The organism is Streptomyces sp. NPDC058985, from assembly GCF_042740985.1.
Classification (GTDB): domain Bacteria; phylum Actinomycetota; class Actinomycetes; order Streptomycetales; family Streptomycetaceae; genus Streptomyces.
In genome coordinates this window covers 48,283-71,342 of sequence record NZ_JBHYJX010000028.1, presented here as the reverse complement: position 1 = coordinate 71,342, position 23,060 = coordinate 48,283, and the positions used below count along the sequence as shown (strand labels likewise).

Annotated in this window: 23 protein-coding genes and 1 pseudogene; 13 read left to right on the top strand and 11 right to left on the bottom strand. The window is 72.9% G+C overall.

The genetic code is table 11. The annotated features are described in order from the left end of the window. Positions 1–144 precede the first annotated feature (144 nt). The 3 genes from ACFW01_RS23500 to ACFW01_RS23490 all read right to left on the bottom strand — a co-directional run bounded on the left by ACFW01_RS23500 (position 145) and on the right by ACFW01_RS23490 (position 2,928). On the bottom strand, positions 145–1,101 hold the full coding sequence (locus ACFW01_RS23500; RefSeq protein ID WP_234953328.1) for an SCO1860 family LAETG-anchored protein: 957 nt from the start codon (positions 1,099–1,101) through the stop codon (positions 145–147). A gap of 186 nt (positions 1,102–1,287) precedes the next feature. Continuing rightward, the gene (locus tag ACFW01_RS23495; protein WP_384506295.1) at positions 1,288–2,379 is read right to left on the bottom strand and encodes an amidohydrolase family protein; all 1,092 of its coding nucleotides are present in this window, start codon (positions 2,377–2,379) and stop codon (positions 1,288–1,290) included. Positions 2,380–2,388: 9 nt separating this feature from the next. Further along, positions 2,389–2,928 (bottom strand): hypothetical protein, encoded by a 540-nt coding sequence (locus tag ACFW01_RS23490; protein WP_384506292.1) that lies wholly within the window; start codon positions 2,926–2,928, stop codon positions 2,389–2,391. Positions 2,929–3,094: 166 nt separating this feature from the next. On the opposite strand from ACFW01_RS23490, the gene ACFW01_RS23485 reads away from it, so the two are divergent. The 5 genes from ACFW01_RS23485 to thpD all read left to right on the top strand — a co-directional run bounded on the left by ACFW01_RS23485 (position 3,095) and on the right by thpD (position 7,859). Beyond that, positions 3,095–4,222 (top strand): pyridoxal-phosphate-dependent aminotransferase family protein, encoded by a 1,128-nt coding sequence (locus ACFW01_RS23485; RefSeq protein WP_384506290.1) that lies wholly within the window; start codon positions 3,095–3,097, stop codon positions 4,220–4,222. A 330-nt stretch (positions 4,223–4,552) separates the two neighbouring features. Then, entirely contained in the window at positions 4,553–5,065 is a 513-nt protein-coding gene (ectA, locus tag ACFW01_RS23480; RefSeq protein WP_384506287.1) for a diaminobutyrate acetyltransferase, read from the top strand. Between the two features lie 131 nt (positions 5,066–5,196). Beyond that, positions 5,197–6,468: a diaminobutyrate--2-oxoglutarate transaminase gene (gene ectB, locus ACFW01_RS23475; protein WP_234953335.1), complete on the top strand. Its 1,272-nt coding sequence runs from the start codon at positions 5,197–5,199 to the stop codon at positions 6,466–6,468. 89 nt (positions 6,469–6,557) lie between these two features. Further along, a complete protein-coding gene (locus tag ACFW01_RS23470; RefSeq protein WP_121746346.1) occupies positions 6,558–6,956 on the top strand; it encodes an ectoine synthase in 399 nt (132 codons plus the stop codon). A 3-nt stretch (positions 6,957–6,959) separates the two neighbouring features. After that, on the top strand, positions 6,960–7,859 hold the full coding sequence (gene thpD, locus ACFW01_RS23465; RefSeq protein WP_234954623.1) for an ectoine hydroxylase: 900 nt from the start codon (positions 6,960–6,962) through the stop codon (positions 7,857–7,859). A 65-nt stretch (positions 7,860–7,924) separates the two neighbouring features. Here the strand turns inward: thpD and ACFW01_RS23460 are convergent, their stop codons facing one another. From ACFW01_RS23460 to ACFW01_RS23440, 5 genes are all read right to left on the bottom strand, one after another. After that, a complete protein-coding gene (locus ACFW01_RS23460) occupies positions 7,925–9,019 on the bottom strand; it encodes an aminotransferase class V-fold PLP-dependent enzyme (protein WP_234953337.1) in 1,095 nt (364 codons plus the stop codon). Between the two features lie 47 nt (positions 9,020–9,066). After that, a complete protein-coding gene (locus ACFW01_RS23455; protein WP_234954625.1) occupies positions 9,067–9,792 on the bottom strand; it encodes a DsbA family oxidoreductase in 726 nt (241 codons plus the stop codon). A gap of 78 nt (positions 9,793–9,870) precedes the next feature. Beyond that, positions 9,871–10,374: a GNAT family N-acetyltransferase gene (locus ACFW01_RS23450; protein WP_234953339.1), complete on the bottom strand. Its 504-nt coding sequence runs from the start codon at positions 10,372–10,374 to the stop codon at positions 9,871–9,873. Between the two features lie 37 nt (positions 10,375–10,411). Next, positions 10,412–11,020 carry a DUF1349 domain-containing protein gene (locus tag ACFW01_RS23445; RefSeq protein WP_384506283.1) on the bottom strand — a complete coding sequence of 203 codons (609 nt, stop codon included), beginning with the start codon at positions 11,018–11,020 and terminating at the stop codon, positions 10,412–10,414. A gap of 109 nt (positions 11,021–11,129) precedes the next feature. Further along, entirely contained in the window at positions 11,130–12,659 is a 1,530-nt protein-coding gene (locus ACFW01_RS23440; protein WP_234953343.1) for an aldehyde dehydrogenase (NADP(+)), read from the bottom strand. 112 nt (positions 12,660–12,771) lie between these two features. Between ACFW01_RS23440 and ACFW01_RS23435 the strand changes: the two genes are divergently transcribed. The 8 genes from ACFW01_RS23435 to ACFW01_RS23400 all read left to right on the top strand — a co-directional run bounded on the left by ACFW01_RS23435 (position 12,772) and on the right by ACFW01_RS23400 (position 20,358). Then, positions 12,772–13,545, top strand: coding sequence for an IclR family transcriptional regulator (locus tag ACFW01_RS23435; RefSeq protein WP_125494587.1), 774 nt, complete (start codon positions 12,772–12,774; stop codon positions 13,543–13,545). A 3-nt stretch (positions 13,546–13,548) separates the two neighbouring features. Then, positions 13,549–14,019 carry a GNAT family N-acetyltransferase gene (locus ACFW01_RS23430; RefSeq protein WP_384506280.1) on the top strand — a complete coding sequence of 157 codons (471 nt, stop codon included), beginning with the start codon at positions 13,549–13,551 and terminating at the stop codon, positions 14,017–14,019. A gap of 78 nt (positions 14,020–14,097) precedes the next feature. Further along, positions 14,098–15,102 (top strand): hypothetical protein, encoded by a 1,005-nt coding sequence (locus ACFW01_RS23425; RefSeq protein WP_234953347.1) that lies wholly within the window; start codon positions 14,098–14,100, stop codon positions 15,100–15,102. Further along, entirely contained in the window at positions 15,099–16,349 is a 1,251-nt protein-coding gene (locus ACFW01_RS23420; RefSeq protein WP_234953349.1) for a histidine kinase, read from the top strand. Before ACFW01_RS23425 ends, ACFW01_RS23420 begins: the two co-directional genes overlap by 4 nt. A 480-nt stretch (positions 16,350–16,829) precedes the next feature. Continuing rightward, entirely contained in the window at positions 16,830–17,492 is a 663-nt protein-coding gene (locus ACFW01_RS23415; protein WP_234953351.1) for a response regulator transcription factor, read from the top strand. Between the two features lie 76 nt (positions 17,493–17,568). Next, positions 17,569–19,023: a peptidoglycan D,D-transpeptidase FtsI family protein gene (locus ACFW01_RS23410; protein ID WP_384506275.1), complete on the top strand. Its 1,455-nt coding sequence runs from the start codon at positions 17,569–17,571 to the stop codon at positions 19,021–19,023. 79 nt (positions 19,024–19,102) lie between these two features. After that, positions 19,103–19,669 carry a SigE family RNA polymerase sigma factor gene (locus ACFW01_RS23405; protein ID WP_234953355.1) on the top strand — a complete coding sequence of 189 codons (567 nt, stop codon included), beginning with the start codon at positions 19,103–19,105 and terminating at the stop codon, positions 19,667–19,669. Continuing rightward, positions 19,666–20,358 carry a hypothetical protein gene (locus tag ACFW01_RS23400; protein ID WP_384506271.1) on the top strand — a complete coding sequence of 231 codons (693 nt, stop codon included), beginning with the start codon at positions 19,666–19,668 and terminating at the stop codon, positions 20,356–20,358. Before ACFW01_RS23405 ends, ACFW01_RS23400 begins: the two co-directional genes overlap by 4 nt. A gap of 10 nt (positions 20,359–20,368) precedes the next feature. On the opposite strand, the pseudogene ACFW01_RS23395 reads toward ACFW01_RS23400, so the two are convergent. From ACFW01_RS23395 to ACFW01_RS23385, 3 genes and pseudogenes are all read right to left on the bottom strand, one after another. Next, a pseudogene (locus ACFW01_RS23395) lies at positions 20,369–20,461 on the bottom strand (Secreted acid phosphatase); the annotation flags it as partial. A gap of 38 nt (positions 20,462–20,499) precedes the next feature. Then, on the bottom strand, positions 20,500–21,627 hold the full coding sequence (locus tag ACFW01_RS23390; RefSeq protein WP_234953359.1) for a pectinesterase family protein: 1,128 nt from the start codon (positions 21,625–21,627) through the stop codon (positions 20,500–20,502). Positions 21,628–21,644: 17 nt separating this feature from the next. After that, positions 21,645–22,955 (bottom strand): polysaccharide lyase family 1 protein, encoded by a 1,311-nt coding sequence (locus ACFW01_RS23385; protein ID WP_384506268.1) that lies wholly within the window; start codon positions 22,953–22,955, stop codon positions 21,645–21,647. Positions 22,956–23,060: the final 105 nt, after the last annotated feature.

Sequence of the window (23,060 nt, the reverse complement as noted above, 5' to 3'; positions counted from 1 at the left end):
CGCATCCGCCCTCACAGGGCTCGCCCCGGGCGGGACGCGCGCCGACGGGACCGCCCCCGCACGCACGCCCCGAGGCCGGCCCCTACGGGGTCTGCGGCGGCCGGCCACGCCGGTCGCCGCATGTGCCGCCGTCTCTCCGACGCGTCAGCCGCGGCCGCGTCGGGCCAGGACCAGTGCTCCGCCGCCCGCCAGGACCAGGGCCGCGGCGCCGGCCGCGACGTACGGGGTCGCGGAGCTGCCGCCCGTCTCGGCGAGGTCGGCCTCGGCGCGGGCGCCCTGGGGCCTGGCGTCGGCCGCCGGCTCGGCGGCGGGCTCGGCCTCCTGGCCGGCCGGGGGCTCCTCGGCCTTCACGGGGGGCTGCTCGGCCTCGTCCGCGGGCGCCGTCGGTGCCTCGCAGGTCGCCTTCGCCAGGGTGACGGTGCCGTGCACCTCGGCGACGTTCAGGTCGAGCGGGTTGACGGACACCTTCAGTTCGAGCGCGGTGGCGGCGGCCGTACGGGAGGTGGTCTCGGTCTTCGACAGGTCGAGCCGCACCTCGCCGACGCCGGGCACCTTCACGTCCGTCGTCCCGGCCGTGGTCAGCGTGACCTTCTTGCCGAGGACCGTCACGGCGCCCAGCAGGTTGGCCTCGGCGGCCGGCTTCTTCCCGGCCTCGCAGGTCGCCCTGGAGGTGACCTGCTCGACCTCGATCACCGACAGCAGCGGCAGCCCGGGGACGTGCAGCCGGGCGCCCGCGAGCTTGGTGCGGCCCTCGCTCTTCCCGGCGTCCGCGGTGGCCCCGGCCTCGGCCACGTCGGCGCGCAGGACGCTGAAGGGCCTGCCGCCGTCGACGCCGTCCAGCCGGGCGGTCAGTGCGGTCTTCTCGGCGCTCTCGGGGGCCTGCACCTCGTTGAGGGTGACCGCGAGCGGGACGTTCACGGTCTTGTTGAGCAGGGAGACGTCGAGCCCGGTGCGCAGCACGGTGGCGCTCGCACGGCCGTGGTCGCCGGTCGCGTGGGCGGCGCCCGCGCCGGCCAGGGTCGCGGGGCCGGCGGCCAGGACCGTGGCCGCGGCGACGGTGGTGAGGCGGCGTGCGGGCATGCGGAAGGTGTTGCCGTTCAAGGTGGTGGGACCCCCAGTGAGACATGCGTGCGGGACACGCATGAGCGACATGCTTGGGACCCGGAAAGAATGTCCCCGCGCACGCCGAACCGTCAGCGATCCAGGGTCACTTCACCCCTTCGTGGAGTTTTGGCGAGCCCTTTCGAATCTTCCGGCACGGGTGTTCGCCGCCGTCACTCCCGTCGGCTAACCGACGACCCGCCCGTTCAGCACCACCCGGCGCGGAGCGGCGAGCACGCGCACGTCGGCGCGCGGATCCTCGTCGTACACCACCAGGTCCGCCGGCGCCCCCTCGTCCAGGCCGGGTCGCCCGAGCCAGCTGCGCGCGGCCCAGGTGGTCGCGGCGAGGGCCTCCAGGGGCGGGATGCCGGCGGTGACCAGCTCGCCGACCTCCGCCGCGGCCAGGCCGTGGGCCAGGGAGCCGCCCGCGTCGGTGCCGACGAAGACGGGGACACCGGCGTCGTAGGCGCTGCGCACGGTGTCGTAGCGGCGTTCGTGCAGTCGCCGCATGTGGGCCGACCAGCGCGGGAAGCGGGACTCGCCGCCGTCGGCGAGGGCGGGGAAGGTGGCGATGTTGACGAGGGTCGGCACGATGGCGACGCCCCGTTCGGCGAAGAGCGGGATGGTGTCGTCCGTGAGGCCCGTGGCGTGCTCGACGCAGTCGATGCCGGCCTCGACCAGGTCGCGCAGGGAGTCCTCGGCGAAGCAGTGCGCGGTGACGCGGGCGCCGAGACGGTGGGCCTCCGCGATCGCCGCCTCGACGGCGCCGCGCGGCCAGCAGGCCGACAGGTCGCCGAGGTCGCGGTCGATCCAGTCGCCGACCAGCTTCACCCAGCCGTCGCCGCGGCGGGCCTCCTGGGCGACGTAGGCGACGAGGTCGTCCGGCTCGACCTCCCAGGCGTAGTTGCGGATGTACCGGCGGGTGCGGGCGATGTGCCGGCCGGCCCGGATGATCTTCGGGAGGTCCTCGCGGTCGTCGATCCAGCGGGTGTCGGACGGTGAGCCCGCGTCACGGATGAGCAGCGTGCCCGCGTCCCGGTCGGTCAGCGCCTGCTTCTCGGCCACGTCCTCCGGGACGGCGCCGTGCTGGTCGAGGCCGACGTGACAGTGCGCGTCGACCAGGCCGGGCAGCGCCCAGCCCTCGACGGTGCGGACGTCGGTGGCGCCGGCGGGCCGGTCGTAGGAGACCCGGCCGTCGATCACCCACACCTCGTCGCGGACCTCGTCCGGTCCGACGAGCACCCGACCCTTGACGTGCAGCACCGCGCGATCGCTCATGCTCGCACCCTAAACCGGCCCCCGGGGGTGTTCGGAAGGCCGGTCGCCGCCGCCGTTCCGCGCCGCGGCGCGAGCCCGCTGTCCGGTCGCGTACCCGGCCGCGACGGCGCTGCCCGCGGCGGTCAGGGCGAGGACGGCGGTGCCCGGGTTGACGTAGCCGGGGACCTCGTCGGAGGCGTAGCCGTCGCCGTCGGCGGTCTCGCAGCGGAAGCCGAGGGGCAGCCAGGAGACCGAGTAGTCGACGACGCGCGCCGACAGCTCCGGGTGTTCGCCCGTGCGGCAGGGCCGCAGTGGTGCGGAGCCGGTGCCGCCGTCCTCCGCCTCCATGACCGCGAAGGCCACGCACAGCGCGCCCCAGCCGTACAGCAGGGCCGCCCCGGCGGCGGCGCATCCGGCGAGCACCCGCAACGGCGCACCGGCGGCCGGGGAAGCGGCGGCCGGTGGCGCGGCGGGTGCCCGGCCCTCGCGGCGCGCCCCGTTCCGGGCGGCCCGGCCGAGGACGACGGCCGTGGCCCCCGCGACGAGGAGGAGCGTCAGAACAGCGAACACAGAGGGGAGTTCATCAGCCCGCAGCTGCCCACCGCTGTAGCGGAAGCCACAATTCCGGGCGTGGGGGTGTCGCAACGGATGGAGTCGGTGGCGAGTGGTGGGAGAGGTCGTGGTTACTCTCGACTCGTACGTTCCGTACACCTGCCCGTACTGAAGAGAGCCCGACGTGACCCACCCGCTCCTGGACCTCCCCCCGCTGACCGCCGGTCGCTTCGCCGCGATCGAGGACCGGGTCGCGCGTCTGCTCGGGACCGCGCAGGACGTCGTGGTCATGCAGGGTGAGGCGCTGCTGCCGCTGGAGGGCGCGATCCGTGGAGCCGCGGGGCCGGGCACCGTCGCGCTCAACATCGTCACCGGGCCGTACGGGCAGACCTTCGGGAACTGGCTGCGGGACTGCGGCGCGACCGTGCACGACCTCGCCGTGCCGTTCCACACGGCCGTCTCCCCCGAGCAGGTCCGCGGGGCCTTCGCCGAGCACCCGGAGATCGACTTCGTGTCCCTGGTGCACGCCGAGGCGGCGACCGGCAACACCAACCCCGTCGCGGAGATCGGCGAGGCCGTCCGGGAGCAGGGCGCGCTCTTCTACCTGGACGCCGTGGCCTCCGTGGGCGCCGAGCCGGTGCTGCCGGACGCGTGGGGCGTGGACCTGTGCGTGATCGGCGCGCAGAAGGCGATGGGCGGTCCGGCCGGGGTCTCGGCGGTGTCGGTCAGCGAGCGGGCGTGGGCGCGGATGGCGGCGAACCCGGCGGCACCGCGCCGGTCGTACCTCTCGCTGCTGGACTGGAAGGAGCGCTGGATCGACGGCGGCCGCAAGGCGCTGCTGCACGCCCCGGCCCAGCTGGAGATGCTCGCGCTGGAGGCCTGCGTGGAGCGCATCGAGGCGGAGGGCCCCAGGACGGTGAGGGCTCGGCACGCGGCGGCCGCGGCGGCCACCCGGGCCGGCGCCCTCGCGCTGGGCGGCCTGGAGCCGTACGTGTACGAGGCGAGGGAGGCGGCGCCGGTCGCCACGACCCTGCGGACGCCGCCGGACGTCGACGCGTCCGCGCTGGTGGCCCGGGCCCTGGCGGCCGACCCCGCACTGCCGCTGGCCGCGGGCGGGGGCGCGCTGGCCGGCGAGATGGTCCGGGTCAACCACTATGGTCCGGACGCGACGCTCATGGCCGTACAGGGCTGCCTGACGGCACTGGGTGCCGCGCTGACGGAGACGGGGCGGAAGGCGGATCCGGAGGGCGCCCGACGGGCCGCCGGGGACGCCTGGGAGCGGCCGGCCGGAGCCGGCCTTTCCGGAGCCTGAATTCAAGGGAATTCCCTTATCCCGCACCTACACAATGGGGGAATTCCCGTCCAGCACAGGATCCCATATTCTTCTGCCCGCTTTCTCTTGACCTAAACACAAAGATTCCACGAACGCGGAGCCACGCATTTCGGACACGTCGCGCATGGGTTACGAGATTGTGACCCGATCCACATGCTGTCCGCTTCGCGACGTTTGACCGGGTCAAATCACCACAAGTTGCCGTCGGCTCGCGCGGAGGTACGCGCCCGCGTGATAACACACGGGGCAGCGATCCGTAACCCCATCCGACGATGCAATTTTGAAATTCCCTCGGTAAATTCAATTTGCATGACTGCCGCGCAAGCAGACCTGCAAATCGATCGTCCGAGAGTGGCCGACGGCGCCGCCCTGTGGCGGATAGCCAAGGATTCCAAGGTCCTCGACCTGAACTCGTCCTACAGCTACCTGCTCTGGTGCCGGGACTTCGCCGCCACCTCGGCCGTTGCCCGCGACGGGCACGGGGTGCCGGTCGGCTTCATCACCGGCTACATCCGGCCCGACCGGCCGGACACGCTGCTGGTGTGGCAGGTGGCCGTGGACGAGGCGTACCGTGGACGAAGGCTCGCGGCTTCACTGCTCGACGGGCTGGTCGCCCGCACTGTCGCGGAGTGCGCGACGACGACCTTGGAGACCACCATCTCCCCCGACAACACCGCGTCCCAGCGGTTGTTCACCTCGTTCGCCGAGCGGCACGGTGCCCGGCTCGATCGCGAGGTGCTGTTCGACACGGACCTCTTCCCGGACGGGCCGCACGAGCCCGAGGTCCTGTACCGCATCGGTCCCCTGACCGCAGTCGGCTGACCCGCCGGACGCCCGACGGCAGGGCACCCCTGACCGTCCGGCCCCACAGACTTCCCGCCGGGACCGCACCGGTTCCCGCCGGATTCGTACGACTCCCTCTCCCACCCTCACCCAACGAGGAGCGATTCGTCGTGACCATCACCCAGCCCGACCTCAGCGTCTTCGAGACCGTCGAGTCCGAGGTGCGTAGCTACTGCCGCGGCTGGCCCACCGTGTTCGACCGTGCTGTGGGCAGCCGCATGTACGACGAGGACGGCCACGAGTACCTCGACTTCTTCGCCGGAGCAGGCTCTCTCAACTACGGGCACAACAACGCGGTCCTGAAACGCGCGCTGATCGACTACCTGGAGCGGGACGGCGTCACGCACGGCCTCGACATGTCGACCACCGCGAAGCGCCGCTTCCTGGAGACGTTCCAGGACATCATCCTGCGCAAGCGCGACCTGCCGTACAAGGTCATGTTCCCGGGCCCGACGGGCACCAACGCCGTGGAGTCCGCCCTCAAGCTGGCGCGCAAGGTGAAGGGGCGCGAGTCGATCGTGTCGTTCACCAACGCCTTCCACGGCATGTCGCTGGGCTCGCTGGCCGTGACCGGCAACGCCTTCAAGCGGGCCGGGGCCGGCATCCCGCTGGTGCACGGCACGCCGATGCCGTTCGACAACTACTTCGACGGCACCGTCGAGGACTTCCTGTGGTTCGAGCGGCTGCTCGAGGACCAGGGCTCCGGCCTGAACAAGCCGGCCGCCGTGATCGTCGAGACGGTGCAGGGCGAGGGCGGCATCAACGTCGCCCGGCCCGAGTGGCTGCGCGCCTTGTCGGAATTGTGCGCACGCCAGGACATGCTTCTCATCGTGGACGACATCCAGATGGGCTGCGGCCGGACCGGCGCCTTCTTCTCCTTCGAGGAGGCGGGCATCACGCCGGACATCGTGACCGTGTCCAAGTCGATCAGCGGCTACGGCCTGCCGATGTCGCTGTGCCTGTTCAAGCCGGAGCTGGACGTCTGGGAGCCGGGCGAGCACAACGGCACCTTCCGCGGCAACAACCCGGCCTTCGTCACCGCGACCGCCACGCTGGAGGCGTACTGGGCCGACGGGTCGGCGATGGAGAAGCAGACCCGCGCCCGCGGTGAACAGGTCGAGCAGCACATGATCGCCATCACCGAGGAGAACCTCGCGGACGTCAAGGAGTACCGGGGCCGCGGCCTGGTCTGGGGCCTGGAGTTCCACGACAAGGACCGCGCGGGGAAGGTCGCCAAGCGCGCCTTCGAGCTGGGGCTGCTGATCGAGACGTCCGGCCCCGAGAGCGAGGTCGTCAAGCTGCTCCCGGCGCTCACCATCACGCCCGAAGAGCTGGACGAGGGCATGAAGACCCTCGCCCGGGCCGTGCGTGAGACGGCCTGACACCACCACTGCTTCCGGCGCCTTCGGCCCGCGTGACCGAGGGCGCCGGGGACCCTGCACACCCTTCATCTAGGAGGCATCGCAACACCGTGATCGTCCGTTCGTTCAAGGAGATCGAAGGCACCGACCGGCACGTGAAATCGGCGTCCGGCACCTGGGAGAGCAAGCGCATCGTCCTCGCGAAGGAGAAGGTCGGCTTCTCCCTCCACGAGACGATTCTGTACGCGGGTACGGAGACGTCGATGTGGTACGCGAACCACATCGAGGCCGTCGTCTGTACCAAGGGCGAAGCCGAGTTGACCGACCGCGAGACGGGGAAGACGTACACCATCACGCCGGGCACGATGTACCTCCTCAACGGCCATGAGCGGCACACGCTCAAGGTCAAGGAGGACTTCCACTGCCTGTGCGTCTTCAACCCGCCCGTGACCGGACGGGAGGACCACGACGAGAACGGCGTCTACCCGCTGCTCACCGAGGAGGTGTAAGTCATCGTGACCATGACCACGAACGTCACCGATCTCTATCCCACCCGCGGCGCCACCGAGGTGGCAACCCCCCGGCAGGACCCGGTCGTCTGGGGCTCCCCCGACACGCCCGGTCCGGTCTCGCAGGGTGACCTCCAGTCCCTGGACCGCGACGGCTTCCTCGCCATCGACCAGCTCATCGGGCCGGACGAGGTGGCGGTCTACCAGCGGGAGCTGGAGCGGCTCACGACCGACCCGGCCATCCGCGCGGACGAGCGCTCGATCGTGGAGCCGCAGTCCAAGGAGATCCGCTCGGTCTTCGAGGTGCACAGGATCAGCGAGATCTTCGCCAACCTCGTGCGGGACGAACGCGTGGTCGGACGGGCCCGGCAGATCCTCGGCTCGGACGTCTACGTCCACCAGTCGCGGATCAACGTCAAGCCCGGTTTCGGCGCGAGCGGCTTCTACTGGCACTCGGACTTCGAGACCTGGCACGCCGAGGACGGTCTGCCGAACATGCGGACGATCTCGGTCTCGATCGCGCTCACCGAGAACTACGACACCAACGGCGGTCTCATGATCATGCCGGGGTCGCACAAGACGTTCCTCGGGTGCGCGGGGGCCACGCCGAAGGACAACTACAAGAAGTCCCTGATGATGCAGGACGCGGGGACACCGTCCGACGAGGCCTTGACGAAGATGGCCTCGGAGTACGGCATCAAGCTGTTCACCGGCAAGGCCGGTTCGGCGACCTGGTTCGACTGCAACTGCATGCACGGGTCGGGCGACAACATCACGCCGTTCCCGCGCAGCAACGTGTTCATCGTCTTCAACAGCGTCGAGAACACCGCCGTCGAGCCGTTCGCGGCACCGATCCGGCGGCCGGAGTTCATCGGCGCGCGGGACTTCACCCCGGTGCGGTGACCCGCGTCTGAACTCGGGCAGGGGCCTTTCGTGTGGGACGGGAGGCTCCTGCCCGATGCACGTTCTCAGCCCGCCAGCACGTCCAGCAGCCGGTCGACGTCCGCCGCCGTGTTGTACAGGTGGAAGGCGGCCCGCAGGTTGCCCGCCCGGTCGGAGACCTCGACGCCGGCCCGGCTCACCTCGTCCCTGCGCCCGCCGAGGCCGGGCACGGACACGATGGCGGAGCCCGGCGCGGCCACCGGCTCGTGGCCCAGCGACAGCACCCCCGCGCGGAACCGGTCGGCGAGACCGGTGTCGTGCGCGTGCACGGCGTCCACGCCCAGCTCCTCGATCAGCGCCAGCGAGTGCCTGGCACCGCTGTAGGAGAACAGCGCGGGGCTCTCGTCGTAGCGCCGGGCGGAGTGCGCCAGCTCCTGGACGGGGCCGTAGCAGCTGTCCCAGGGGCGCTCCCCCGACGCCCATCCGGCGAACAGCGGCGTCAGCCCGGCCGACACCCCCAGGTCCTCCGGTACGACGAGGAAGGCGACGCCGCGCGGGCAGAGCACCCACTTGTAGGCGACGGCGACCACGAAGTCGAAGTCGTCCGCTGCCGTCGGCAGCCAGCCGTTCCCCTGGGAGACGTCGATCAGCGTCCGCGCCCCGTGCGCCCGGGCCGCGTCCCGCAGCGCCGCGAGGTCGGCGATCCGCCCGTCGGCCGACTGGACCGAGCTGACCGCGACGAGCGCGGTCTGAGGGCCCACCGACTCGGCGAGGCGCTCCAGGGGCACACTGCGCACCTTGAGGTCGCCCCGCATGTGCAAGGGGTTCACCAGCGAGGCGAAGTCGGCCTCGGCGGTGAGGACTTCGGCGCCCGCGGGCAGTGCGGCGGCGACCAGGCCGCTGTAGGTGGCCACCGAGGCACCGGCCGCGACCCGGGTGGCGGGCACCCCCACGAGCCGGGCGTAGGCGGACCGGCAGGCCTCGACGCTTGCGAACATGTCGAGCGGCTGCCCGGCCGCGGCCGACGCCGCCGCGTCCCGCATCGCGACGAGGGTCCTGGCGGGCAGCAGGCCGGTACTGGCGGTGTTGAGGTACGTGGTCTTCGGGGCGAACTCGGCACGGACGAGATTCTCGAAGCTCTCCATGGCACCACTGTGCGGCCCCGTGACCTCCCCGTCCATTGCGTATTTCTACGCGGTTCCTCCAAGCAACGCTTATGTACGCGCCCTCACCTGGGGTTCTCGGCCCCCGGCACCGCACAGCCGTCGGGACCGCACGCCTCCGCGCCGCCGTCGTCGATCAGCTTCAGCGGGGTGCGCTCGCCCCACGCCTGCGTCAGCGCCTGGGCGAAGACCTCGGCGGGCTGGGCGCCGGAGACGCCGTAGGCCCGGTCGAGCACGAAGAACGGCACTCCGGTGGCCCCGAGCTGCGCGGCCTCCCGCTCGTCGGCGCGGACCCCGTCGGCGTAGGCGGCGGGGTCGGCGAGGACCGTGCGGGCCTCGTCGGCGTCCAGACCCGCGGCGGCGGCCAGCTCCACGAGCCGCTCGTCGTCGTTGAAGACGGAGCGCTCCTCGGCGAAGTTGGCCCGGTATAGGGCGTCCAGCAGGGCGTCGTGGCGGCCCCGCTCCTTGGCGAGGTGCAGCAGCCGGTGCATGTCGAAGGTGCTGCCGTGGTCGCGGTCGCGGGTGCGGTAGTCCAGGCCCTCGGCGGCGGCCTGCGCGCCGAGGTTGTCCTCGCCGGCCCGCGCCTGCGCCTCGCTCATGCCGTACTTGGCGGTGAGCATGGTCAGCACCGGCTGCACGTCGTCCTTGGCCCGCCCGGGGTCCAGCTCGAACGACCGGTGGACCACCTCGACGCCGTCCCGGTGCGGGAAGGCCGCCAGCGCCTTCTCGAAGCGGGCCTTGCCCACGTAGCACCACGGGCAGGCGATGTCGCTCCAGATCTCGACGCGCATGTCTCGGCTCTTCTCCAGGTCGTACGGGTAAGCGGAGGCCCTCTCCGCGCCCATACGTGAACGTTCAAGCAGCGAGCCTCATTCCCCGGGCACCCGGAACCGCAGGAACAGGTGGTGATCGCCCTCGGCGGGCGGGTTCTCCGGGTCCGGGACCCAGCCCAGGCGGGCGTAGAAGGCCTGCGCCCGCCGGTTGTCGACGTGCACGTCCAGCACCGCCGCCCGCCGGCCGTCGGCCTGCCACTGCTCGACGCAGGCGGCGTGCAGGGCGGTGCCGAGGCCGGCGCGCCAGTGGGCGGGGTCGACGTGGAACTGGAAGAGCTTGACCGTGTCCGCCGCTCCGTCCTCCGGGACCCGGAACGAGGCGATGGCGGCGATGCGCCCCTGTTCCACCGCGCACAGCACGTGCCCGTCGGTCCGCTCCACGGCGGTGCGCCAGAGGGCCACCCAGTCGAGACCGTCGTCGGGCAGCCCGTCGGGGTAGTACGTCGCCCGGGCCCGGGCGTGCAGGGCGGCGACGGTCTCGGCCTCGGCGGGCAGGACGGTGCGGATCACCCTGCTTCCGGTCACACGTTCGCTGATCATGCACCGCAGGACGCGCGCGACCACCCCGCCGGTTGCGTCAGCTGCCGTCGCGCAGGTCCGCCGGCCAGCCCGGCCGGAACTCCAGGCGGTCGTACGTCACGACGCAGCCCTCCCCCGTCGGCGCCTGGGCCAGGAATCCGACCAGGGCCGCACCGGTCTCCTCCGCGTCGCCGAGCGTGAAGAGCCGGACGAAGGTCCAGCACTCGCCGTCGAGCGAGGCGTGGAAGGCGAAGGCCCGGCCGCTGCGGCTGACCCGGAACCAGACGGAACTCCCGTCCACGGTGAAGGAGTTGCAGTCGTCGGAGTGTCCCCGGGTGACCACCGTGCAGACGGTGGGCACGTCCGGCGAGTACTCCAGGCACAGCTTGGCCCACGCCCGCTCGCCGACGTGCACGTAGAGCACCCCGGCGTCGAAGGCGCCCTTGAACCCGACGGTGACCCTGGCGACGAGCTGGAAGTCCCCGTCGGGGGCGCCGAGCAGCCGGGGCGCGTCGGAGGGCGTGTCCAGCGCCTCCCCGGTCGGCGTCACGAACCGGTCCTGCCGGGCCCCGGCCACCCCGGTGAGCACACCGCCTTCGTAGGACCAGTCACCGTCGGGTCCGTAGGGGCGGAGGGGGAAGGGCAGTTCGGGAAGTTCAACATCCATGGATCGATCCTCTCAGGCCCGGTGAATGCCCCAGGGGCGCGGGGAACTGCGCGACAAGCCACAACGGAGCCGCACCCCGCAACGAACCCGCACCCCCACGGCGCTACCGCTACCGCTCAAGCACCCCGTTGAACCGCCGAGGCAACCCCAACGGATTGTCATCCCGCAGTTCCACCGGCAGCAGAGCCTCCGGCACCCCCTGATACGCCACCGGCCGCAGCCACCGCTCCACAGCAGTCCCACCCACCGACGTGGACGTCGACGTCGTAGCGGGATACGGCCCCCCGTGATGCTGGGCCGCCGCCACGGCGACCCCCGTCGGCCACCCGTTCACCAGCACCCGCCCCGCCAGCGGCGTCACCGCACCGAGAAGCTCGGCACCACTCCCCTCCCCCGCGACCTCCCCGGAGGAGAGCTGCACGGTCGCCGTGAGGTTCCCCGGCAGCCGCGACAGCACGCCCCGTACCTCGTCCTCGTCCTGGTAGCGGGCCACCACGGTGACCGGCCCGAAGCACTCCTCCAGGAGCAGATCGTGCTCCCCCTCCGCCGCGAGCCGCGCGGCCGGCACGGTGAGGAACCCGGCGGCGACGGTGTGCTCGCCGCCCGCGCCCGGCGTCACCGGCGAGTCCACGTCGGGCAGCGCCGCGCGCTCGGCGACGCCGGCGACGAAGTTGTCCCGCATGCGGTGGTCGAGCAGGACCCCGGCGTCGGTGTCGCTGACCGCGTCCGTGAGCGTCTTGACCAGGCCGTCCCCGGCGGCGCCCGCCGGCACCAGGACCAGGCCCGGCTTCACGCAGAACTGGCCGACGCCCAGGGTCATCGAGCCGGCCAGCCCCGCGCCGATCGCGTCCGCCCGCTCGGCGGCCGCCGCCTCCGTGACGACGACCGGGTTCAGCGAGCCCAGCTCGCCGTGGAAGGGGATGGGCACCGGCCGCGCCGCCGCCGCGTCGAAGAGCGCGCGGCCGCCCCGTACGGATCCGGTGAAACCGGCCGCGGCGACCAGCGGGTGCCCGATCAGCTCGATGCCCGCCTCGAAACCGTGCACCAGACCGAGGACGCCGTCCGGGATGCCGTGCCGGGCCGCGGCGCGGCGCAGCACCTTGGCGACCAGTTCGGACAGGGCCGGGTGGTCGGGGTGGGCCTTGACGACGACCGGGCAGCCGGCCGCGAGGGCGCTGGCGGTGTCGCCGCCGGGGACGGAGAAGGCGAACGGGAAGTTGGAGGCGGAGTAGACCGCGACGACGCCGAGGGGCACCTTGTAGCGGCGCAGGTCCGGGATGGGCGGGGTGGCGGTGTCGTCGGGGTGGTTGACCACGACACCGAGGAACTCGCCCTCGTCGACGATGTCCGCGAAGGCGCGCAGCTGGTAGCAGGTGCGGGCCAGTTCGCCGGTGAGCCGGACCGGCCCCAGCGCGGTCTCCGCGTCGGCGACCTCGACCAGCGTGTCCTCGGCGGCCTTCAGTTCGTCGGCGGCACCGCGCAGGAAGGCCGCGCGGACGGTACGGTCCGCGAGGGCGCTCCGGGCGGCGTGCGCGGCGCGGACGGCGTCGTCCACCTCCTGGGCGGTGGCCTCCACCGCGACCTGTTCACGCTGCTTCCCGGTACGGGGGTCGACACTCCAGACTGGTGCTGCTGCCACCGCGGGTCCCTCCACGTGCTCTGCGTCCGACCGTTCGATATACTGAACGCTGTCTCTGATGATGAATATGCTGTTCGAGACTATTTCCCGGCGAACGAAGGGGTCAAGGGCGATGTCGGCTGGCGAGACGGGGGGCGGAGCGCAGGTCAAGTCCGCGGTGCGGACGGTTGAACTGCTCGAGTACTTCGCCGGACGCCCCGGTATGCACTCCCTCGCGTCGGTCCAGGAGGCCGTCGGCTATCCCAAGTCCAGTCTCTACATGCTGCTGCGCACGCTGGTGGAGCTGGGCTGGGTGGAGACGGACGCCACGGGCACGCGGTACGGCATCGGCGTACGGGCGCTGCTGGTCGGCACCTCGTACATCGACGGCGACGAGGTGGTCGCGGCGGCCCGGCCGACGCTGGACCGGCTCTCCGACGACACGACGGAGACCATCCACCTGGCGCGCCTGGACGGCACGAACGTCGTCTATCTGGCCACCCGGCAGTCGCAGCACTACCTGCGGCCGTTCACCCGGGTCGGCCGGCGGCTGCCCGCGCACTCGACCTCGCTGGGCAAGGCGCTGCTGAGCACGTACACCGACGAGCAGGTCCGCAAGATGCTGCCCGAGACGCTGCCCGCGCTCACCGAGCACACCATCACCGACCGGGAGAAGCTCATCGAGGAGCTGCGCCTGGTGCGCGAGCAGGGCTTCGCCGTGGACCGCGAGGAGAACACGCTGGGGCTGCGCTGCTTCGGCGTGGCGGTGCCCTACCGCACCCCCGCGCGGGACGCGATCAGCTGCTCGGTGCCGGTGGCGCGGCTGACGCCCGCGCACGAACAGATGGTGAAGGACGCGCTGTTCGACGCCCGGGACCGGCTGACACTGGCCACGCGTAGGCTCTGAGCCATGCTCATCGCACTGCGCGACGTCCACGACAGCGATCTGCCCGTGTTTTTCCGGCAGATGAACGATCCCGAGGCCCTGCGCATGGCGGCCTTCACGCCGAAGGACCCGGCCGACTGGGACGCGTTCGCGGCCCACTGGAGCAGGATCCGGGCCTCCGCCGACGTCGTGCGGACCATCCTCGGCGACGGTGACGTCGTGGGCAGCGCGGCGGTGTACGGGGAGCCGGGCGAGCGCGAGGTCACCTACTGGGTGGACCGGGCGTACTGGGGCCGCGGGGTGGCGACGGCCGCGCTGAAGGCCCTGCTCGCCGAGGTGCCGGACCGCCCGCTGTACGCCCGCGCGGCGGCCGACAACGCCGGGTCGCGGCGCGTGCTGGAGAAGTGCGGCTTCGAGACGACCGCCCGGGCCAGGGGCTTCGCGGCGGCGCGGGGCGAGGAGATCGACGAGGTCGTCCTCCACCTCGCGCGCTGACCCCCTCCGCCGCGCGGCGGAGGCGGATCGTCGCCGCGCGTGACGTGCCCGGGGGTGTCCGCACGGGAACGTGGAGGCATGACGCAGACGTTCGCACCCACGCCCGCACCGGCCGCCACGGTGCCGGGGCCCACCCGGGCCCGCCGGCTGCTGCGCGCGGTGGCCGTGCTCTCCTGCCTCCCGTACCTCGGGCTCAAGGCCGCCTGGATCGCGGGGAGCCGGACCGGCGTTCCGGAGGGCAGCGCCCTGCTGGACCACCGGGTGACCATGATCGTCGCCAACGGGGTCTCGGTCCTGCTGGACAGCTGTGTGATCGTCCTGGCCCTGGTGCTGACCCGGCCGTGGGGCCTGCGGGTGCCCGCGTGGCTGCTGGCGTTCCCCATGTGGGTCGCCACGGGGCTGCTCGCGCCGATCATGGCCGGGTTCCCGCTGCAGCTGCTCACGCGGGCGCTGGGCGGCGACACCGCGACGGCGCCCGGTCCGGGGCGCGAACCCTTCCTCCAGGAATGGGTGTTCGGGGTCGTGTACACGGGGTTCATCGTGCAGGGGCTCGCCCTCGGGGCGCTGTTCGTGCTCTACGCCCGGGACCGCTGGGGACATCTGTGGCGCGGTCGGCTGCGGGAACTCCCGGTCGGCGTCGTCGGGGCGCCGTACCGGGCCGTCGCCGTCGCCACGGCGATCCTCGCCTCCCTCCCGCTCGCCGTCCGGCTGTACTGGGCGTGCGGTGGCACGGCGGGGCTCGGGGACGAGAACCGCACGACCGACTTCCAGGTCCTGGACGGCACGCACGTCGCGTTCCTCGTCGGGGCCGTCGTCGGCGCCCTGTTGCTCGTCTTCCGCCGCGGCCGTGTTCTGCCGGTCGCGGTGCCGCTGGCGTCGACCTGGGTCTGTTCCGGCGCCGCGGCCTGCTGGGGCGGCTGGGTGCTGCTCGCCACTCTGGCACCGGCCGACGATCCCGCCGACCGGCCGACAGCGCTGATGACGCTCACCTACGCTGGCCAGATGACCGTCGGTCTGCTCCTCGCGTCAGTCGGCACCCACTTCCTCGTCCGGCGGTCGGCCGCCCTCGGCATCCGGCCGTGACCGCGTTCGCGGGGCTGCTGTTCGGGCGGCGGGCGCGGCTGCGGTGGATCCACCTGATCCTCGGCGGCGCGCTCGCCATGCCGTACGTCCTGGTCGCCTCGGTCGTCGTCGGCCCGGTCGCCGGGGACGCGGACGTCTTCGGCTCGCTGCGCCTGCAACTGGCCTCGTTCGCCGTCGGACTGCCGCTGGCCGCCGTCACCTCGCTCTTCCCGCTCACCCGGCCGCTGGAGTCCGGCGTCGTGCGGTCGCTGTGCGGGGTCGAGCCGGGCCGGCTCGCCCACGGGCCCGCCCGCACCAAGGGCGAGAAGGGGCGCACGGCGGCCTGGTTCACGCTGCACCTGGGCTTCGGCGGCGTCATCGCGGGGATGTCGCTCGCGCTGCCGCCGTTCGCGGCCGCGCTGATTGTGCTGCCGTTCGTGCCGGCCCTGCGGGACGAACGGATGGGGCTGCCCGGTGTCCTCCAGCACAGCTGGTCGCTCGCGCTCGCGCCGGTCGCGGGCGCCGCGATGCTGGTCGCGCTCGCCGGGTGCGCCGCCGCCTGCGGCACACTGCTGGCCCGCTGGGCGCCCGCGTTGCTCGGCCCCTCCGCCGAGGACCGGGTCGCGGCGGCCGAGGCCCGCGCCGCCGCGCTCGCCGTCCGCAACCGGCTCGCGCGCGAGCTGCACGACTCCGTCGGCCACGCGCTGAGCGCGGTCACCCTCCAGGCGAGCGCGGCTCGCCGGCTCCTGGACAGCGATCCGGAGTTCGTCCGCGAGGCGCTGGCCGCGATCGAGGACACCACCCGTCGCACGGTCGGCGAACTCGACGCCGTCCTGGGCGTACTGCGCGACGGCGACGCCCCCGGCACCGCGCCGGCGCCGACGCTCGCCGCCGACCTCGACGGGCTGCTGCACCGCACCCGCGCGGGCGGACTGCGGGTGATGGCCGCGGTCACCGCCGACCCCGGGGCGCTGCCACCGCTGGTCTCGCGCGAGGCGTACCGCATCGTGCAGGAGGGGCTGAGCAACGCGCTCCGGCACGCGGGCGCGGACGTCAGCGTGGCGCTGCGCGTCGACGTGTGCGACGACGACCTGCGGATCTCCGTCGAGAACCCCCTCGGTGAGGCCCGCACCACGCGCCCCGGCGGCGGCCACGGCCTGCGCGGCATCACCGACCGCGCCCGCCTGCTGGGCGGCGCGGCCGAGGCCCGCGCCGAGGGAGACACCTGGCGCCTCGACGTTCGCCTGCCCCTGAGGGAGACCACGTGACGCGTCCGGCGCCGGGCCCGGGGGCCGTCGGCCGCAGGCGGCGGGGTTCGACGCCCCTGGCCGAAGAAACGTCCCGGCCCACAGGCCGGACCGCTCAGGCACCCCGTGCGCCCTGGGCCGGAGAGAACATGGCCGCCGGCGCCGGACTTCGGCGCTCCCGCCCGGCCACGAAGTCCCGGACCACAGACCGGCCCACGGAAAGCGCTCTGCCGCCCCGGGCCACAGTGAACGGAACGGGTGACGGCACACCGCCGGTGCTCCTGCCCGAGGAAGTCCCCGGATCACGGGTGACCACGGCAAGCACCCTCGCCGCCCCGGGACGGAGAATCGCCAACCAGCCACGCTCCGGCCGGGCCCGGCCCCCGAACCCCGGCACGGGAGGGCCCTCGACCGGACCCAGGGCCCCGCAAGAACCACTCGGGCCGCATACCCGCCGGAATCAGTAGGACGCCAGAACGCCCCCCGCCCCGAGGAGACCCCGTGACCCGCCCGCCGATCCGGATCGTGCTCGCCGACGACGAGCGGATGGTCCGCACCGCGCTGCGTGCCATCCTCTCCGCCGAGGCGGACCTGGAGGTGGCCGGGGAGGCGGCCACCGGTGCCGAGGCGGTGTCCGTGGTGCGGGAGACCGCGCCGGACGTGGTCCTGATGGACGTCCGCATGCCCGGCGTCGACGGCATCCGCGCCACCGAGCAGATCCTCGCCACCGTCGCCGAGCCGCCCCGCGTCGTGGTCGTGACCACCTTCGAGAACGACTCCTACGTGTACGACGCCCTGCGCGCCGGGGCCGCCGGGTTCCTGCTCAAGCGGGCCGACGCCGACACCCTCGTCCGCGCGGTGCGGCTGGTGGCGCACAGCGACACGCTGCTGTTCCCGTCGGCGGTGCGGACGCTGGCCGCCGAGCACGCCCGCGCGAACCCCGCCCCGCCGGCCTGGGTGGCACGGCTCACCGAACGCGAGGGCGCGGTGCTGCGCCTGATGGCGACCGGCCTGACCAACGCGGAGATCGCGGCGCGGATGGCGGTGGGCCCGGCCACGGTGAAGACACACGTGGCGTCGGTGCTGGCGAAGACCGGCAGCCGGGACCGCACCCAGGCGGTGATCCGCGCCTACGAGGCGGGCTTCACGAGGACCGCCCCATGACCGGCCACATGAACGGACGATGAGAAAACGGGGCACATGGAACGATCGGCCCTGCCCCGTTCGTCCTGTCAGCGGGATGAACAAGACGATCAGGCGCGCATCGGTCCTCACGCTGCTCCTGGTGTTCGCTCTGCTGATCAGGGCGACCTGGGTGCAGTTCTACGAGGGCCGGGCGCTCGCGGACAGCAAGGACAACCGGCGCAACGCGATCGAGACGTACGCGGAGCCGCTCGGGAACATCATCGTGGCCGGCCGGTCGGTCACCGGCTCGGCGCCCACGGAGGGGAGCGACCTCGCCCACAAACGCACGTACGAGAACGGCAAGCTGTACGCGGCCGTGACGGGCTACGCCTCGCAGGCGTACGCGCCGACCCAGCTGGAGGGCATCTACCAGGACGTGCTCAACGGCACGGACCCGCGGCTCAAGACCGTCATGGACACGATCACCGATACGCGCGCCGAGCCGGGCAACGTGGTCACGACCATCGACCCGGCCGTGCAGAAGGCCGGGTTCGACGCCCTGGGCGAGACGAAGGGCGCCGCCGTCGCGATCGACCCGAAGACGGGCAGGATCCTGTCGGTCGTGTCGACCCCCTCGTACGACCCGACGTCGCTCACCGACGCCAACACCGCGGGCGAGGCCTGGGAGAAGCTCACCGAGGACCCGGACAAGCCACTGACCAACCGCGCGCTGCGCCAGCCGCTGCCGCCGGGCTCCACCTTCAAGCTGGTCGTCGCGGCCGCCGCGCTGGAGAACGGGCTGTACGGGTCGGTGGACGAGAAGACCGACAGCCCGGACCCGTACCGGCTGCCGGGCACCACGACGGACCTGTCCAACGAGAACCCGGACGCGCCCTGCGAGAACGCCACGATCCGCACCGCGCTCCAGTACTCGTGCAACAACGTGTTCGCGAAGATGGCGGTCGACCTCGGCCAGGACGAGCTGCGCGCCATGGCGGAGAAGTTCGGCTTCAACGACGCGTCGCAGGACGTGCCGGTCCGGGCGTACACCAGCGTGTACCCGAAGGACATGAACAGCTCCTCGACCGCCCTCACGGGTATCGGCCAGTTCGACGTGACGGCGACCCCGCTGCAGATGGCGATGGTCTCGGCGGCCCTCGCCAACGGCGGCGAGCTGGTCTCCCCGCACATGGTGTCGCAGGTCACCGACAGCGGCGGCGACGCCCTGGAGGACCACTCCGACGCGGACGCGAAGCGGATCGTCGGCTCCGACACCGCCGAGCAGCTCCAGTCGGCGATGCAGACCGTCGTCGACAAGGGCACCGGGTCGAACGCGCAGATCGCCGGCGCCACCGTGGGCGGCAAGACGGGCACGGCCCAGCACGGCGAGAACAACAGCAAGACGCCGTACGCCTGGTTCACCTCGTACGCCAAGTCCGACTCCTCGGACAAGGAGGTCGCCGTGGCGGTCATCGTCGAGCAGTCCGACGCGGCCCGCTCCGAGGTCAGCGGCAACGGCCTGGCGGCCCCGGTGGCCAAGGCGATGATGGAGGCGGCGCTGGGGAGCTGACCCTCCCCCGCGGATCCGGTCTGCCGTACGGTGTTCGACGCCGGGGAGGCCGGGAAGCCGCTGCGAGGAGAGTCCGCCCGTGGGGAGAGCCGTCGACGACGCCGCCTCCGCGGAGTTCCACGCCTTCTTCGAACGCCACTACGCCGAACTGGCCCGGCTCGCCCAGCTGCTGACGGGCGAGCCGGACGCCGCCGACGACCTCGCGGCGGACGCCCTGCTGGCCCTGTGGCACCGCTGGGACCGGGTGCGCGCGGCCGACCACCCGGTGGCGTACGCGCGCGGTGTCGTCGCCAACCTGGCCCGCTCCCGTATCCGCGCCGCCGTGCGCGAGCGCAGACGGGCCGCCCTGTTCTGGTCGCAGCGCGAGCAGCGGACGGAGAACCCGGACGTCGCCGGGGTGGTCGACGTGCGGGAGGCGCTGCGCCGGCTGCCGTTCCGCAAGCGGGCCTGTGTGGTGCTGCGGCACGGGTTCGACCTCTCCGAGCGGGACACGGCGCTCGCCCTGGGCGTCTCCGTGGGCACGGTCAAGAGCCAGACCTCGAAGGGCGTGGCCGAACTGCAGCGGCTGCTCGGCACCCGGGCGGCCCCTCGGCAGGTGCGCGCGGCGCTCGCGCGCGGCGGCGAGGCCGCGGGAGGGGCAGGATGACCGGGCGGCGGGACGCCGACGCGGAGCTGCGCGCCCGGCTGCGCCGGGCGGCCGGGGCGCACGAGCCGGACCGGGCGCGCATCCTGGCCCGGGTGGAGCGCTCCATGGCGGCCGGGGACGGCACCACCGGACACCGTGGGCGGGCCCGTGCGCTGCCGGGCTGGGCACGGGTGGCCGGGGCGACCGTCGCGGTGGCGGGTGTGCTGGTGGCCGGGGGGTCCCTGGCCGCGTCGACGGTGGGCGAGAACGCTGCCGCACCGCGCCCGGTCGCCGCCCCGCCCGGTTCGCGGGAGCCCGGCCCGCTGTGGTCGGCCGGCGCGGTGGACCCGCACAGCAACGAGTTCTGGGCGCAGAGCAACATCACCCTGAGAACGAGCGCTCCCCTGACCGCGCTCACCGTCGAACTGCGGGTGGCGCAGACCGGCTCGGTCACCTCCACGGGCGCGTGGCGCACGCTGCCGGAGGCCGACTTCACGTTCACGGCCGGTGCACGGGACGGCTTCCTCGTCTACCGGTGGACCCTCAAGCCGGGCCGCACCGTACCGGCGGGCGAGTGGATGTTCGCCGGGCAGTACAACCACGAGCGCGGTGGCCGGGACGCGCGCGGCGACCGCTACTCGGCGACGGCCACCGCGGCGTCCGGACACCACTCGGTGGAGGGCGGTTTCACGCCACGCGCGGGCGGCTGACGCCCTCGCGCTACTCGACGAAGTACGTCGGGTTGGGCAGCTTGTACGTGCGATCCGCGTGGCCGCCCCGGAGGTCGGAGTACGGGTCGCCGACGTTGGCGACCCGTACAGCGGGTCAAGCGCCGGACCCGGTGGGCCCCGTCAGCGCCTGAGCCGGTACGGCCGCCAGTCGCCCAGGTACGCCTCCCGCGTGTGCGCCGCCGCCTCGGCGCGCGTGAGCCGGGGCCGGTTCTCCGGGACGGTCACCACGGCGCCGGGCCCGGTGTTGCGGTACTCGCGGAACCGCTGCCGCTGCCAGGGGTGTTCGTCCCGCATGTTCGCGTAGGGCGCGCGGGCGTCGATGCCCGCGCCGAGGCGGGTCTCGCGCACGGTGAGCATCGGGCGGGCGGTGCTGTCCGAGCTGGGCACCCAGGGGCGGGCCAGCTTGTAGTAGCCGTCGGGGGCCTCACTGTCGACGCGGCCGCCGGTCACCAGGTAGCCGCGCGGGTTGGCGCCCGCCGTGGACGGCGCGAAGACGAAGCCGTAGGGGGCGGCGTCGAGGTCGGTGCGGGCCAGGGTGCGGAAGCGGCAGTGCTCGTATACCGCGGTCGCCCGGCCGAAGACGAAGTCGACGTCGCCCTCGGCATGACAGTGCGCGTAGTACTGGCGGGCGAAGTGGGAGAGGTCGCGGCTGTCGGCGTAGAGGGTGTCCTGGTGACCGAGGAAGCGGCAGTGGTGGAAGGCGGAGCGGTCGCCCTGGACCTTGACCGCGACGGCCTGGGTGCCGGTGATGCCGGGGTGGTCGGCGCGCAGCCAGTCGTTGGCGAAGGTGAGGTGGCGGGCGGTGAAGCCGTCGGCGCGCAGGGTGGTGGTGGCCGACCCGCTGGTGCCGTACGTGCCGGAGCCGTCCGGCCTGGGGGTGCCGGCCGCGTTGTCGTACACGATGACGACGTCGCGCGGATCCCCGGAGGCGCCGATCCAGGTCGCCTCGGTGCGGTCGGTGTCGAGCAGGACCGTCTCGCGGTAGGTGCCGGGGGCGAGGACCAGCGTCCAGCCGCTCCCCGCGGCCGCGGTCACGGCGTCCTGCACGGAGGTGAAGTCGCCGCGGCCGTGCGGGTCGACGTACAGGGTCTTCGGGGAGCGCCGGGCGGCCGGGGAGCCGTGGCGGCCGAAGGGGCGCGGGTGGGGCCGGGGCCCGGCGGCGGCGGGGCGGGCGGTGAGGCCGAGGGCGGCCCCCGCGCCGGCGGCCGTCGCCAGGAATCCCCTGCGGGACAGGGCGGGTCTGGGCATGCGGATGCTCCTTCGGGTCAGCGCAGGCGTCCGGCGCCCGCGCCGTGGTCCACGGCGAAGGGGACCGCCCAGGCGGGCAGGACCTTGGTGCGCAGGGTGGGCGTCCAGCCGGCGCCGGAGCGCACAGGCGTGTCCGGGTTCGCCGCGTTGTGCTCGGCGATCAGGTCGGCGGTGCGGCCGTTGACGCGGTTGTGCGCGGCGGTGAGCGGCGCGTCGTTCCAGCGCTTGAGCACGTTCGAGGCGCTGACTCCGTCGGGCAGCGTGAAGGCGTTGTGCTCGGCGACGAGCTGGGACTCCTTGCCCACGCCGAAGCTGTAGGCGTAGTCCTCGCCGGCCACGAAGTGGTTGTTGTAGACGTCGACCTGCCCGAACCGCACCCGGGGGGCGCGCTCGACGAGGTTCTTGAACAGGTTGTGGTGGAAGGTCACCTTCAGGTGCCCGCGGTCGCCGGCGGCGGTGGACTCGCTGTCGCTGTTGCCGATCAGGATCGTCTTGTCGTGCTCGGTGAACACGTTCCAGGACGCGGTGACGAGGTCGGCTCCGCGTACGACGTCGAGCTGGCCGTCGTGCTGCTGGTAGAGCATGCCGAAGTAGGTGGGCGCCGCGCTGTCGGGGTGGTCGCCGTCGGTGAAGGTGTTGTGGTCCAGCCAGACGTGCGTCGATCCGTACACGACGGCGCTGTCGTACTCGGAGTTCCAGTTGCCCGTGTCGCCGTCCGTGGGGTCCCACTGCGGGAAGCAGTCCACGGGGCTCTCGAAGGTCAGGTTGCGGACGATGACGTTGTCCACGCCCTTGATCTGCAGACTGGCGCCCTTGAGACCGGCGTCGCGGCCGACGCCGATGATCGTGGTGTTGGAGGGCACCTCCACCTTGACGGCCAGGTCCTGCCGGGCGGCGGAGGCACGGCGCAGCCCCTCGGGGCTGCCGTCGGGCTCGGCGCTCAGGTCGGTCTCCATGCCCCAGTTCTCGGGGCTGTACTTCTCCAGGTAGGCGTCGAAGTCGTAGCCGGGCGCGGCGAAGGCGTCACACCCCTCGGCGACGGCGTCGACGGTCCCCTTCACCTTGATGATCCTCGGCGCGGTCCCCTCGACGGCGAGGGCGGCACGGAAGCCGTCCCAGTCGGTCACGGTGAAGACGCGGGCGGCCTCGGCGGCGGCCCCACCGGTGGTCCCGGACCCCACCGAGGCCCACCCGTCCTTCGCCGGCAGCGTCTGCCGGGCGGCATCACGCGGAGGGTGATGCCCGGGCCGGGCCTGGGCGGTGGCGGCGGTCAGGGTCAGCACGAGGGTGGTACAGCCGGCCAGCAGGCCAACTCTGCGCAGATGCATAATGCGGCTCTCCTTGTTGTTGAGGTGACACACCGGGGCCTTACGACGGGGGGCAGACCAGCCCCCCAGGGGCGCGGGGAACTGCGCGACAAGCCAGGGACGGCC

Excerpts from the sequence above, each read along its gene's own strand:
- ACFW01_RS23445 (WP_384506283.1), bottom strand. The coding sequence starts at position 11,020 with ATGGATGTTGAACTTCCCGAACTGCCCTTCCCCCTCCGCCCCTACGGA.
- ACFW01_RS23435 (WP_125494587.1), top strand. The coding sequence starts at position 12,772 with ATGTCGGCTGGCGAGACGGGGGGCGGAGCGCAGGTCAAGTCCGCGGTG.
- ACFW01_RS23390 (WP_234953359.1), bottom strand. The coding sequence starts at position 21,627 with ATGCCCAGACCCGCCCTGTCCCGCAGGGGATTCCTGGCGACGGCCGCC.
- ACFW01_RS23450 (WP_234953339.1), bottom strand. The coding sequence starts at position 10,374 with ATGATCAGCGAACGTGTGACCGGAAGCAGGGTGATCCGCACCGTCCTG.
- ACFW01_RS23425 (WP_234953347.1), top strand. The coding sequence starts at position 14,098 with ATGACGCAGACGTTCGCACCCACGCCCGCACCGGCCGCCACGGTGCCG.
- ACFW01_RS23430 (WP_384506280.1), top strand. The coding sequence starts at position 13,549 with ATGCTCATCGCACTGCGCGACGTCCACGACAGCGATCTGCCCGTGTTT.
- ACFW01_RS23460 (WP_234953337.1), bottom strand. The coding sequence starts at position 9,019 with ATGGACGGGGAGGTCACGGGGCCGCACAGTGGTGCCATGGAGAGCTTC.
- ectA (WP_384506287.1), top strand. The coding sequence starts at position 4,553 with ATGACTGCCGCGCAAGCAGACCTGCAAATCGATCGTCCGAGAGTGGCC.
- ACFW01_RS23495 (WP_384506295.1), bottom strand. The coding sequence starts at position 2,379 with ATGAGCGATCGCGCGGTGCTGCACGTCAAGGGTCGGGTGCTCGTCGGA.
- ACFW01_RS23455 (WP_234954625.1), bottom strand. The coding sequence starts at position 9,792 with ATGCGCGTCGAGATCTGGAGCGACATCGCCTGCCCGTGGTGCTACGTG.
- ACFW01_RS23410 (WP_384506275.1), top strand. The coding sequence starts at position 17,569 with ATGAACAAGACGATCAGGCGCGCATCGGTCCTCACGCTGCTCCTGGTG.
- ACFW01_RS23385 (WP_384506268.1), bottom strand. The coding sequence starts at position 22,955 with ATGCATCTGCGCAGAGTTGGCCTGCTGGCCGGCTGTACCACCCTCGTG.
- ACFW01_RS23400 (WP_384506271.1), top strand. The coding sequence starts at position 19,666 with ATGACCGGGCGGCGGGACGCCGACGCGGAGCTGCGCGCCCGGCTGCGC.